This window comes from uncultured Williamsia sp., from assembly GCF_947494875.1.
In the GTDB taxonomy this organism is placed as follows: domain Bacteria; phylum Actinomycetota; class Actinomycetes; order Mycobacteriales; family Mycobacteriaceae; genus Williamsia_A.
Map to the genome: position 1 here is coordinate 162555 of NZ_CANLWM010000010.1, position 11855 is coordinate 174409.

9 protein-coding genes and 1 tRNA gene are annotated in these 11855 nt (G+C 72.0%); 5 read left to right on the plus strand and 5 right to left on the minus strand.

Features of this window, described 5'->3' with window-relative positions; genetic code table 11:
• Window positions 1–31 precede the first annotated feature (31 nt).
• Window positions 32–721, plus strand: a complete 690-nt coding sequence (locus Q1A98_RS21580; protein ID WP_299577334.1) for a TetR/AcrR family transcriptional regulator — start codon at window positions 32–34, stop codon at window positions 719–721.
• On the opposite strand, the gene Q1A98_RS21585 is transcribed toward Q1A98_RS21580, so the two are convergent.
• Complete coding sequence (locus Q1A98_RS21585) at window positions 714–2237, minus strand: molybdopterin-dependent oxidoreductase (protein WP_299577336.1); 1524 nt, start codon at window positions 2235–2237, stop codon at window positions 714–716. The genes Q1A98_RS21580 and Q1A98_RS21585 overlap by 8 nt on opposite strands.
• 67 nt (window positions 2238–2304) lie before the next feature.
• Here Q1A98_RS21585 and Q1A98_RS21590 point away from each other — a divergent pair, with 67 nt between their 5' ends.
• From Q1A98_RS21590 to Q1A98_RS21605, 4 genes are all read left to right on the plus strand, one after another.
• Window positions 2305–3591: an exonuclease SbcCD subunit D gene (locus Q1A98_RS21590; RefSeq protein WP_299577338.1), complete on the plus strand. Its 1287-nt coding sequence runs from the start codon at window positions 2305–2307 to the stop codon at window positions 3589–3591.
• A complete protein-coding gene (locus Q1A98_RS21595) occupies window positions 3588–6572 on the plus strand; it encodes an SMC family ATPase (RefSeq protein ID WP_299577340.1) in 2985 nt (994 codons plus the stop codon). The genes Q1A98_RS21590 and Q1A98_RS21595 overlap by 4 nt, the downstream gene beginning before the upstream one ends.
• A 71-nt stretch (window positions 6573–6643) precedes the next feature.
• Window positions 6644–6719, plus strand: a tRNA-Arg gene (locus Q1A98_RS21600).
• A gap of 20 nt (window positions 6720–6739) precedes the next feature.
• On the plus strand, window positions 6740–8029 hold the full coding sequence (locus Q1A98_RS21605) for a glycosyltransferase (protein WP_299577342.1): 1290 nt from the start codon (window positions 6740–6742) through the stop codon (window positions 8027–8029).
• Between the two features lie 29 nt (window positions 8030–8058).
• Here Q1A98_RS21605 and Q1A98_RS21610 read toward each other — a convergent pair whose 3' ends face one another.
• From Q1A98_RS21610 to Q1A98_RS21625, 4 genes are all read right to left on the minus strand, one after another.
• On the minus strand, window positions 8059–8928 hold the full coding sequence (locus Q1A98_RS21610; RefSeq protein WP_299577343.1) for a cyclopropane mycolic acid synthase family methyltransferase: 870 nt from the start codon (window positions 8926–8928) through the stop codon (window positions 8059–8061).
• Between the two features lie 136 nt (window positions 8929–9064).
• Window positions 9065–10093 carry a fused (3R)-hydroxyacyl-ACP dehydratase subunits HadA/HadB gene (locus Q1A98_RS21615; RefSeq protein ID WP_299577345.1) on the minus strand — a complete coding sequence of 343 codons (1029 nt, stop codon included), beginning with the start codon at window positions 10091–10093 and terminating at the stop codon, window positions 9065–9067.
• A 55-nt stretch (window positions 10094–10148) separates the two neighbouring features.
• Window positions 10149–10874, minus strand: a complete 726-nt coding sequence (locus tag Q1A98_RS21620) for a DUF305 domain-containing protein (protein WP_299577347.1) — start codon at window positions 10872–10874, stop codon at window positions 10149–10151.
• A 1-nt stretch (window position 10875) separates the two neighbouring features.
• On the minus strand, window positions 10876–11781 hold the full coding sequence (locus tag Q1A98_RS21625; protein WP_299577349.1) for a DUF3105 domain-containing protein: 906 nt from the start codon (window positions 11779–11781) through the stop codon (window positions 10876–10878).
• Window positions 11782–11855 lie beyond the last annotated feature (74 nt).

The following is an 11855-nucleotide window of genomic DNA, read 5'->3' on the forward strand; positions in this document are numbered from 1 at the left end:
GGTCCAGCCCGTCGGGTGTGGACTGACGTCCATGCTCTCCCGACTCACCATCGACCAGCGGCGTGAGCAGTTGATCGACTGCGCACTGGGGATCGCCGAGCGTGCGGGTGTCGCGGCCGTCACGGTGCGCGGGGTGGCCGACGCGGCGGGCGTCTCGCTCGGGATCGTGCACTACTGCTTCGACGGCAAAGAGGAGCTGATGGACGCCGTCGTTGTCACCGCGATGGCCAGGCATCTCGACGCCTTCCTCACCGACAACCCGGACCTGCAGAGTGGGGGAGCCGGCGCGGCGTCGGCGACCGGTCGCGACGCATTGCACGCCTCGGTGTCGTCGACGGTGTCCTCGGTGCTGGCGTTGACGCGCGAGTCGCCGGGCCGCTGGACGGTGCTCGTCGAGTCGATCGTGCACTCGCTGCGCACCCCCGCCGACTCACGGGCGCGTGCGGCGACCCGGCACCACCACCAGCTCGCCGAGGACTACGGCATCCGGTATCTCGAGACCGTCGGTGCCCGGACCGGGATGCACTGGGACGGCCGTGAACGGGACATCGTCCGCTACGCCGTGCAGTCCATCCACGGGATGTTCCAGTGGTGGCTCGTCGATCGGGACGACGCGGCCGCCGCGCGGTCGGCCGACCTGCTCGTCGACTGGGCGGTCGGCCTGGCGGTCGACCGGGACGCGGCGCACCATCCGTCGCGGTCCCTGCGCGCCGTCATGTGACGCTGACGTCGACCGAGTGGAGGCCGGAGGCGCCGTCGGGGATCGGCGGGGCCACGATCGCCGACTGCTGACGTCCGTCGCCGTCGAAGGCTCGGACGGTCAGCGTGTGGTCGCCGGGGGTGGCGTCCCAGGTCCATCGCCACAGACGCCACGCGTCGAGCATGTCGGGCGCGAGCACCATCGCGGCCTGCCAGGGACCGTCGTCCACCCGGACCTGCACCGCGTTGATCCCGCGGCCCTGCGCCCACGCGACACCGGCGACCGTGACCCGACCACGGCCGACGGTGTCGCCGGACCGGGGGACGTCGATCCGGGAGCCGGTCTTGATCGGCCCCTTCTCGGCCCACCCGCGCTCGGTCCAGTAGGCCGTGGCGCGGTCGAAGCGTGTGACCTCCAGGGACACGACCCATTTGGTCGCGGAGACGTACCCGTAGAGACCGGGGACCACCATCCGTGCGGGATACCCGTGTTCGACCGGCAGCGGCCGACCGTCCATGCCGACCGCGAGCAACGCGCCGCGGTCGTCGGTGAGGGCCTGCAGCGGTGTGCCCGCGGTGAAACCGTCCTCACTGGTCGACAGCACCATGTCGGCGTCGCCCGACGGTCCCGCCATGGCGAGCAGGTCACTCAGCGGGTAGCCAACCCACCGTGCGTTGCCGATCAGGTCTCCGCCCACCTCGTTGGACACACAGGTCAACGTGACGGTCTTCTCGACGGCGGGCATCGCCCGCAGCATCGCCATGTCGACGCGGACCTCGCGGTCGACCATGCCGTGGATGCGGAGTGACCACTTCTCGGCGATCACCTGAGGCGGGCGGAGCGCGGTGTCGATGCGGTAGAAGTCCGAGGGCGGGGTGATGAACCCCGCGGGGGCGTCGCCGCCCGCGGACGGTGGGTCGAGGGACCGCGTCGCCCGCGGGACCTGGAACCCCGACCGGTCGCGCCCGACGTCGTTGAGCAGGTGGTCGAGGACGGTGCCGACCACACCCGCGAGCACCGCGCCCGCGCCGGCACCGGTCAACCCGAGGAGCACCGCGCGCCGATCGCTGCGGGCGCCGGGCAGCCGGGGCGGGCGATGCGCCGCGAGACGGTCGGTCGCGGTGCGCAGCACGGCGACCCCGGCGGCGACGCCCAGCACGGTGGGCAGGAACCAGGCGACGCCTGCGCCGGCGCGGGTGGTCGCGGCGACGACGCCGACGATCCCGAACGCGACGAAAAGGACACTGCCCCAGGGCCGTCGGGGACGCTCGAGCATGCCGGCGATCGCGGCGAGGACCGCGATGACCAGGCACATCCCCACGATCAGCGCGGTCTTGTCGCCGGTGCCGAACGTGTCGATCGCGAACTCCCGCACCGGGGCGGGCGTGTGGTCGATCACCGCGGACCCGACCGCGAGCAGCGGGCCGGCGGCGCGGTCGAGGAACGCCGCGACGAACTGGCCGACGCCGAGCACCACCGCCGCGGCGACCACGCCGGACGCGGCGGCCAGGACACGGTCGGATGCGGGTGATCTCACCCGGTCCAGTATCCACACGCCGCCGCGCCTGCCCGGCGCTGTCGGAGCCGCGCCCTACGGTGAGGCCATGCGGTTCCTGCACACCTCCGACTGGCACCTCGGCCGGACCTTCCACGGCGTCGAACTCCTCGACGACCAGCGCCGTGCGCTCGCCGAGGTGGCCGCCGTGGTGTCCGCGGAATCCGTCGACGTCGTCGTCGTCGCGGGGGACGTGTACGACCGGTCGGTGCCGTCCGCCGACGCCGTCGCCGTCTACGACGACGTGCTGCGGGCGATCCGTGAGGCCGGCGCCGAGATCGTCGTCACCTCGGGCAATCACGACTCGCCGACGCGTCTCGGTGTCGGGTCGTCGTTCGCCGAGGCCGGCGGACTGCACCTGCGCACCTCGTGTTCGGCGATCGACCAGCCCGTCGTCCTGTCCGACGAGCACGGTGAGATCGCCGTCTACGGCATCCCCTATCTCGAACCCGAGGCCGCGCGTACGCATCTCGGTGTGCCCGAGGCGCGGACGCACCAGGACGTCCTCACCGCCGCGATGGATCGCGTCCGCACCCACCTCGCCGCCCATCCGCGACGGTCCGTCGTCGCCGCCCACGCGTTCGTCGTCGGTGGCGAGTCCACCGGGTCCGAGCGCTCCATCAGTGTCGGCGGGGTGGAAACCGTTGCCGCCGGCACCTTCTCCGGCGTCGACTACGTCGCCCTCGGGCACCTGCACGCGCCGCAGGTCGTCGCCGAGGGGATCCGCTACAGCGGGTCGGTCCTGCCGTACTCGTTCGGCGAGCGCTCGCACCGCAAGGCGGTCTGGATCGTCGACCTCGACGCACGGGGCCTGGCCGGGGTCCGCCGCCACGACCTGCCGATCGTGCGCGATCTCGTCGCCCTGCGCGGCGATCTCACCGATCTCCTCGCCGACGAGGCTCACGCCGTACACGAGAACGCCTACGTCAGTGCGGAACTCACCGACAGAGCGCGTCCGGTCGACGCGATGCGACGACTGCGCACCCGCTTCCCGAACACCGTGCACGTCGAGTGGATCCGCCCCGAGGCGAGCACTGCCGGGGACTACCGGTCCCGCGTGCGCGGTCGCACCGATCCGGAGATCGTGCGCGCCTTCCTCGACGACGTGCGCAGCGCCCCGTCCGACGCGGAGACTGCTCTGGTCGCCGAGGCGCTGCGCGCCGTGACCGGAGAGCCCGACGCCGAGATGTCGGAGACGCGCCGGCCCCCGATCGTCGAGCCGTCGCCGGAGCCCGTGGCGGAGCCGGTCGCCGAGGAGGACGGCAGCTTCGCGCTGTTCGCGCTCCCCGGCACGGGTCCCGCGGTCGGATCCGCAGCCCGGGAGGTCTCGGCGTGAGACTGCACTCGGTGGCGGTGCGCGCGTTCGGCCCCTTCGCCGACGAGGTCGTCGTCGATTTCGACGCGCTCGGCGAGGACGGGCTGTTCCTGCTGCACGGGCAGACGGGCGCAGGCAAGACCACGGTGCTCGACGCGGTGGCCTTCGCGTTGTTCGGGCGGGTGCCCGGCGTCCGCCACGAGGGGCGACGCCTGCACTCCGACCACGCCGGTCCCGACGTGGTGCCCCGCGTCGTCCTCGAGGCGACCATCGCAGGACGGCGCATGCGGATCGAGCGCTCGCCGGAACACCATCGGCCCAAGTCCCGGGGGAACGGGCTGCGCAAGATCCAGGCCAAGGGTGTGCTCGTCTGGACCGACGGATCCGGACCCGAGTTGACCCGTCTGCCCGAGATCGGGGAGACCGTCACGCGTCTGCTCGGCATGACGGCCGACCAGTTCTTCCAGGTGGTGTTGCTGCCCCAGAACGACTTCGCACGGTTCCTGCGTGCCGACAACGAGGACCGGGAGACGCTGTTGGAGAAGCTCTTCGACACCGAGCGGTTCGGTGGGGTCGAGGAGTGGCTGCGGGACCGGGCTCGGACGACGCGCGCCGAGGTCGAGACCATGACGCAGACGACGGACCGCCTGGCCGGTCAGATCGCCGCCATCGCAGGGGTCGACTCGCCCGCAGAGCCCGACATCGCCTGGGCCACCGAACTCCTCGAGGCCGCCCGGACCGACGCGACACGTGCCCGGACCGAGGCCGAGACCGCTGCGCTCGCCGCCGATCGGGCACAGGGCCATCTCGACGACTGCGCCCGGCGTGACGAGAAGGTCCGTCGTGCCGACACCGCCCGTTCCGAGATCGCCGTCCTCGACGCCGACGCCGCCCTGGTCGACGAGACGTGCACCGTCCTCGACGCCGCCCGTCGTGCCGCCGGCGTGCGGTCCGCCCTCGACGACGCCACCGATGCCGCCGCGCGCCGCGACGCCCTCGCCGGGGCCGTGGTCACCGCGCGGACGACGCTGGCCACCACCTCCGAGGGCGCGGATATGGTCGCGTCCGTCGTCGACGCGCCGGACGCCACTGCCGTGATCGACGCCGCGGTCGACCGATGGTCCGCCGAATCCGGGCGGCTGGCGCCGCTGGTGGAGCGGGCCGCCCGCCGCCCGGCGATGGTGACCGAGCTGTCGTCCCTCGCGGCCGACACCGCACACGCCGAGCGTCGCTCCGCTGCCATCGCCGCGGAGCTGGACGAGATACCCAGGCGCCGAGCCGAACTCGCGACACGCATCTCGAACGCCACCGCTGCGGGGGCCACGGTGTCGGGTCTGCGGGCCGAGGTCGCCGCGGTCACCGCGCTCATCGCCGACGCGACCCGGCGAGACGCCCTCCTCACGCCGCTCGCGACGGCACGGGCGGAATCCGAGGCGGCGCGAGCGGCCCACGTCGCGGCGCGCGAGGATCTCGTCGACATCCGCGAGCGCCGCGTCGCGAACATGGCCGCCGAGCTGGCGTCCCGCCTCGCCCCGGGTGAACCGTGCCCTGCGTGTGGGTCGCCGGAGCACCCGGCCCCCGCCCATCTCGACGGGGACACGCCACCGGTCACCGACGCCGACGAGCGCACCGCGCAGGCGGCGGAGGAGGCGGCAGGGGACCGGGCACGCCGTGGCGAGATCGCCCTCACCGAGATCCAGGCCGACCACGACGCGCTCTGCGCACGCCTCGGAGAACACACGACGTCGGGACTCACCGCGGCGGCGAGCACCGCACGGCGGGCCGTCGCCGACGCCGAACGCCTCGCCGCCGAGCTCGCCGCGCTGCGCGCACAGGCGGACGAGATGGAGTCCTCGGTCACCGCGCTCACCGCCGAGCAGGGTCGGCTGCAGGCGGATCAGTCCCGTCGCGCCGAACGGGCACAGGCGGTTCGGACGGCACTGCGCGACCTCGACGCCGAGCTCGACGCCGCCCGGGGGACGGCCGAGAGCGTGGACGCCCGCCGCCGAGCACTCACCGACCTGAGCCGGGCCGCCGTCGCGCTGCGCGACGCGACCTCGCGGTGGCGTGCCGCCGTCGAGAGGGCCACCGCCGCGACCGACCGCGCACAGGAGGTGGCCGTCGACGCAGGATTCGTCGACGTGGAGGCCGCGCGGTCCGCGCTCGCCGATGCCGCCCAGATCGCTCGGTGGGACTCGACCCTCACGCAGCTCGCGGCCCGGCGCTCCGCGGCGCAGGCCGTCCTCGACGACGCGGACGTCGCCGCCGCGGTGGCCGCGGGCCCGGTGGACCTCGACGCCGCCCGTGCCACCCGGGACGCCACACGACAGGTGCACGACGACGCGCAGCGGCGCGCAGCCCTCACCGCCGACCGCGTCGACAAGCTCGAGACCCACTGCGCGCAGTTCTGGGCTGCCGTCGACCACATGGCCCCGGCGTGTGCCCGGGCCGACGAGGTGACGGGGCTCGCAGACGTCGTCGCCGGTCGCGGGGCCAACAACCGATCGATGTCGTTGCGATCCTATGTCCTCGCGGCCCGGCTCGAGGAGGTCGTCGTCGCCGCGTCGACACGATTGCGCGAGATGTCCTGCGGCCGATACGAGTTCGAGCACTCTGATGCGGCGCGGAGCCACGGTCGCCGCGGCGGTCTGGGGATCGCGATCCGCGACGAGTACACCGGCGCCGTGCGTCCCGCGGCGACACTCTCCGGTGGCGAGACCTTCTTCGCCTCGTTGGCGCTCGCGCTCGGCCTGGCCGACGTCGTGTCGGCCGAGGCGGGTGGTCGCGTCCTCGACACCATGTTCATCGACGAGGGGTTCGGCAGCCTCGACCCGGAGACGCTCGAGCGCGTGATGGCGGTCCTCGACGAGCTGCGGTCCGGCGGTCGCGTCGTCGGCGTGGTCAGCCACGTGGACGAGATGCGCAGCCGGATCCCGGCGCAGCTGCACGTGGTGCGCACCGAGTCCGGGTCCCGCGTCGAGCTGCTCGGGATCGCCGGCTGAGCAGCGCACGGCACCCACCACCGGCTTTGGGTGGCGTCCGCGCGGTGCGCTAGTCTTGCTCCGCCCGATGAGCCCCCGTAGCTCAGGGGATAGAGCGTCTGCCTCCGGAGCAGAAGGCCGCAGGTTCGAATCCTGCCGGGGGCACCAGATCCACCTACGCTGACGCCATGCGGATCGCGGTGTCGGCCTACGGCAGCCGGGGGGACGTCCAGCCCGGAGCCTGCCTGGGCCACGAACTCGCCCGACGTGGCCACGACGTCACGATGCTCGTCCCACCCAACTACACCGACTTCGTGAGCGGTCTGGGACTGCCCGCGGTGTCGGTCGGCGCCGACAGCGAGTCCTACTGGGACAGCGATCGCGGACGCGCGACGCTCGCCACCCGCAACCCCGTCACGAAACTGCGGTTGGCCCGCGATCAGGTGCGAGAGGGGTTCGCCCGCTTCGACTCCGGGCTGTCGGCGGCCGTGGCGTCGCTCGCCGACGACGGCGGTCTCGACCTCCTCGTGAGCGGGCCGCTCGGTCAGGACCGCTGCCTGGCGCTCGCCGAACGTCACGGAGCGGCGATGTCGACGCTCCGGTTCTGCGCGATGTCCGAGAACGGCGTGATGGGGCCGGTCCCGACCGCCCGTCGCGTGCCCCCGGCGCTGAACCGCGCCGGATGGCGACTGGCCGACCGGGTCACCTGGGCGGCCACGCGTGGGTCGGAGAACCGGTTTCGGGCGTCGCTGGGCCTCCCGCCCGCCCGGGGCCCACTGCCGACGCGTCTCTCCCGACGCGGGGTGCGGCAGGTCCAGGCCTACGACGCCGAACTGTTCCCGGGCCTGGCGCAGGAGTGGGGTCCGTCCCGGCCCCTCGTCGGGTTCCTCGACCTCCCGCCCGGCGCTCGTGCTGCCGTCGGTGATCGCGTCGACTCCGCGCTGGATGCCTGGCTGGCGGCGAGGGATGCGCCGGTGTTCGTCTCGTTCGGCAACGCGCCCGTCCGCGACCCCCACAGGCTTCTCACCGCGATCGTCGACGCGACCGCAGGGCGGGGTGTACGGGCACTGGTGGTCGGCCTGACCGGGCGCACCGGCCCCGACGGCGACAGCCCCCACGTGTTCCACGCCGTCCGCGTCGACCACGGCGCCGTCCTGTCCCGCTGCGTCGCAGCCGTGCACCACGGCGGTGCCGGGACGACCGCCGCCACGCTGCGCGCCGGGCTGCCGATCCTGGTCTGCCCGGCCGGCGCAGACCAGGCCTACTGGGGTGCCCGCGTGCGGGCGCTGCGTCTCGGGTCCTCGACGCGGCTCGCCCGTCTGGACACCCCCGCTCTCGCCGGCGGTCTCGACGTCCTCCTCGACGACGCGACGCGCCGCCGGGCGGCTGCGATGAGCAGTCGTCTCGTGCCTGCGGACGAGGCGGTCGCCGCGGCGGCCGCGGCAATGGAAACGGCGCCCACCGCGGTGATGCGGTGAGCGCCGTCTGACGACGTCGGACGGGCGGGTCAGCCCTTGACGCAGGTGAACTGCATGACGTCGATCATGTCCTTGCGGAACGCCGCCGCGCAGCCGCTCAGGTACTTGACGTAGGTGTTGTAGTTCGCGCGGCCGCACAGGGCGATCGCCTCGTCGCGGTGCTCACCGAGGTTCTTGCTCCACGCGTCCAGGGTGCGGGCGTAGTGCAGCTGCAGCGGCTGGATGCGCTCGATCTCGAAGCCGACCTTCGTCGCGCCGTCGGTGACCTGCTTGGGCAGCGGCAGCTGACCACCCGGGAAGATCTCGGTCGCGATGAAGCGCAGGAACTGGAAGTCGTCCTTGCCGATCTTGTTGCCGGTCTCGTGGTGGTGCGACAGGCCGTAGGCGATGATCGTGTGCAGCAGCATCCGGCCGTCGTCGGGCAGGGCGTTGTACGCGAAGTCGAAGAACTGGTCGTAGCGCTCGAAGCGGAAGTGCTCGAACGCGCCGATCGACACGATGCGGTCGACCTTGCCGTCGAACTCCTCCCAGCCCTGCAGGCGCACCTCGCCCTTGAGACCGGTCTCGGCGGCCTTCTTCTCGACCAGGCCCTTCACGTGGGCGTGCTGGTTCTCGCTCAGCGTGAGGCCGATGACGTTGACGCCGTAGTTCTCCATCGCGCGCAGGGCGGTGGCGCCCCAGCCGCAGCCGACGTCGAGCAGGGTCATGCCGGGCTCGAGGTTCAGCTTGCCCAGCGACAGGTCGATCTTCGCGAGCTGCGCCTGGTTGAGGCTGTAGTCCTCCTCCTTGAAGTACGCACAGCTGTAGGTGCGCGACTCGTCCAGGAAGAGTGCGAAGAAGTCGTCGTTCAGGTCGTAGTGCGCCTGGACGTCCTCGAAGAACGGGGTCTCGGTGGTCAAGATGAACCTCTCTCGTGTGTGCACCCACCGGCGCGGCCGGCGGCATGGCGGTCGTGTCTGTCCTCGGCCGCGACCGTCCCCCGACGAGTCGCCCCCCGATGGGTGCCGGACCGGGACTCAGGCTGTGGCGCGTCGATCAGCGGAGCTGCACCGTGGCCGTGGCCCGGCCGAATATCCGCTTGCCGCGGAAACTGGCACCGAGCGCGATCGTAGCCGTTCGGGTGGCCTCGTCGAGCTCTTTGACGCGGCCAGTGTATTCGACCTGGGCGGGCTCGTCGTCGGCGACGTAGGCGATGCCGGTGAACCGCACGCGGTAGTCGCGGATGGCGGCCGGGTCGGTCAGCCAGCCCGACAGGAACGACCCGCCGATGCCCATGGTGAGCATCCCGTGCGCGGCGACGTTCTCCAGGCCGACCACGGACACGACGCGGTCGCTCCAGTGGATCGGGTTGTAGTCGGCGGAGATGCCCGCGTAGTTCACCAGGTCGCCCCGCCGGAGTGTGACGGTTCGGCTCGGCAGCTCGTCGCCGACCGACACGTCGTCGAACGACGGCACGGTGGGGGCGAGCGGGACGTCCCACGGGGCGATCGACGGTGTGGGGACGCCGTCCACCTCGCTCCACGACCGCGTCGCCGGCGGCTCGAAGTCACCCATCATCACGTCGGAAAGGGCGGACGCCAACGCGGGCTCGGCATGGGCACCGCGACGCCCGGCGGCCGTGGTGACCAGCGACTGCACCACCTCACCGTCGGAGTTGATCAGCAACCCCTCGACGATGATCGTGTCGCCGCCGGCCTTCTGACGGATCGGGCGCAGACCCATCGTCAGACCCAGACGGTCGCCGGCGTGCATCGGACGGTGCTGGGTGAAGATCTGATCGGTCTGCACGAACGCGCTCGTGTCGTACTCGAGCAACACCTCGTCCAGCAGCCAGTTCAGGCCGCTGCCGGCGAGTCGGGCGGTGAAGGTCACCGGCGCCATGAGGCCCGGATGGCCGAGCTCGGTGGCCGCGGACTCGTCCCAGTGCACCGCGTTCGCGTCCTTCATGGAGCGCGCGAACTCACGGATCTCCTCGCGGCCGATCTCATAGGGGTCGTCCGGCGCGTAGTACTGCGTCCAGTCGCGCTCGGCGGAACTCACGTCCTCGGGCTTCACGGCGCTCATGGTTGCACACGCTCACCACCCGAACGCAGCGCTGGGGCGACTTTCGTGCAGTGGCCTAGTTCATCGCCAGCGGAGCCGCGCGTCGCTCGGCGAGCATCTGCGTCATCGTGTCGGCCTCGGTGGTCTGCACGTTGATCATCTGCTGGGCGAGGTCGCGGACGTAGCCCTCGGACACGTGCTGTGGGTCGACCGCGTACTCCATCATGTGCTGACCGCCCTGGTGGTGGCGGAGCATCAGCTGAAGGAAGTACGTGTCGACGGCCGACCCCGACAGCGACCGCAGCTTCGACAACTCGGGCTCGGTGGCCATGCCCGGCATGATCGGCGTGTTCACGCCGTCGCCGGCGGTCATCGACACACCCATGCCCATGGCGTGCTCACCGGTCATCCACGACATCGCCGGGGTCGTCGACGCCAGCGGACGGCCCCAGCGCTGCAGCCACGACTGCATCTGGCCGATCTGGTTCGACTGCGACGTGAGGATGTCGAACGCCAGCGAACGCACCTGTTCGTCGGTGCCGCGATCGAGCTCGATCGCAGCCATCGACACCGCCTGCGCGTGGTGGGCCGACATGTCCTGCGCGAAGCCCACCGCCGCCGAGTCCGGTGCGGGCGCGGCGTCGTCGGACGGGACGGTCCGACCCACGAGCAACCCCACGCCGAACCCGATCAGCAGCACGGCGACGACGCCGAGGGAGTTCAACGCCGGCAGCTGACGACGCCACGCCGGACGGGTGTCGACCGACGGCGACTCGGTCTGGGGGTTCTCGACGATCGTCATCTCAGCCTGCCGGGGCCGGGGTCACCCCGGGCTCGTTGGTGGCGGCCTGCGTTCCCGCACCGTTCATCGGAACCGCGTTCGCCGGGATCGGCCCGACGTCGGCGGGCGGGGGGTTGTTCGGGTCGAACGAACCGGGGATGGCCGCACACGACGCACCTACCTCGGGGTACGACGTCTGCTGCGGCTGACCGGGGTACACGTTGGTCTGCGAGTTCAGCCGCAGTGCGGTGATGAACTGGTCGACACGCGGGTCGCTCGCCGAGTCGAGCTTGAGCTGGTGGCCCCACGACTGCAGCGAGATGGGCGTGCTGAGGCCCGGGTAGGGCGACATGAGCATGAACTGCTGCCCGGTGACCTTGCTCTCGAGCGTGGCCTTGTCGGCCGACGAGATGGTCTGCGGGTTGTAGGCGATCCAGACGGCGCCGTGCTCGAGGGAGTGCACCGCGTTCTCCGTGCGCAACGGGTTCGGGTACACGACGCCGATGCAGGTGGCCCACACGGCGTCGTGCGGTCCGCCGTACGGCGGCGACTTGTCGTAGGCGACCCGCTGCGCGGGCGAGACGTGCTGGCCGGCCGGGTAGAACTGCTTGACCACGCCCGGGATGGCGTTCGACGGGTCGGGGTTCGACGCCGACGGCACGAACTTCTGTGCCTCCTCGCGCACGGTGTACTTCGGCACCAGGTACGCGGCGATCCCGCCCACGATGGCGAGGACGACGACGACCGCGGCGACGGTGGCCCAGGGGATGGTCCGGCGCTTGCCCGCCGCGGTCACCGGGATGGTGCCGGGGCGGCCCTTCTTCGTGGGGGCCTTCTTCTTCGGGCCCTTCGGCGCGGTCGGCGGCTTCCCCTCACCCGTCGTCGACGCCGTCTCATCCGGCTTCGCGGCGTTGTTCGGGCTGCTCATGCTGGCCATCGTGTGGGTCCGTCCTCCGTCGGTCTCGACCTCATCGGGCGCAGCCATCCTACGGGTGTGGGCTG

Bases quoted from the DNA above. Each gene is read 5' to 3' on its own strand.
- Q1A98_RS21580 (WP_299577334.1), top strand. From the start codon at position 32: ATGCTCTCCCGACTCACCATCGACCAGCGGCGTGAGCAGTTGATCGAC.
- Q1A98_RS21590 (WP_299577338.1), top strand. From the start codon at position 2,305: ATGCGGTTCCTGCACACCTCCGACTGGCACCTCGGCCGGACCTTCCAC.
- Q1A98_RS21605 (WP_299577342.1), top strand. From the start codon at position 6,740: ATGCGGATCGCGGTGTCGGCCTACGGCAGCCGGGGGGACGTCCAGCCC.
- Q1A98_RS21615 (WP_299577345.1), bottom strand. From the start codon at position 10,093: ATGAGCGCCGTGAAGCCCGAGGACGTGAGTTCCGCCGAGCGCGACTGG.
- Q1A98_RS21620 (WP_299577347.1), bottom strand. From the start codon at position 10,874: ATGACGATCGTCGAGAACCCCCAGACCGAGTCGCCGTCGGTCGACACC.
- Q1A98_RS21625 (WP_299577349.1), bottom strand. From the start codon at position 11,781: ATGAGCAGCCCGAACAACGCCGCGAAGCCGGATGAGACGGCGTCGACG.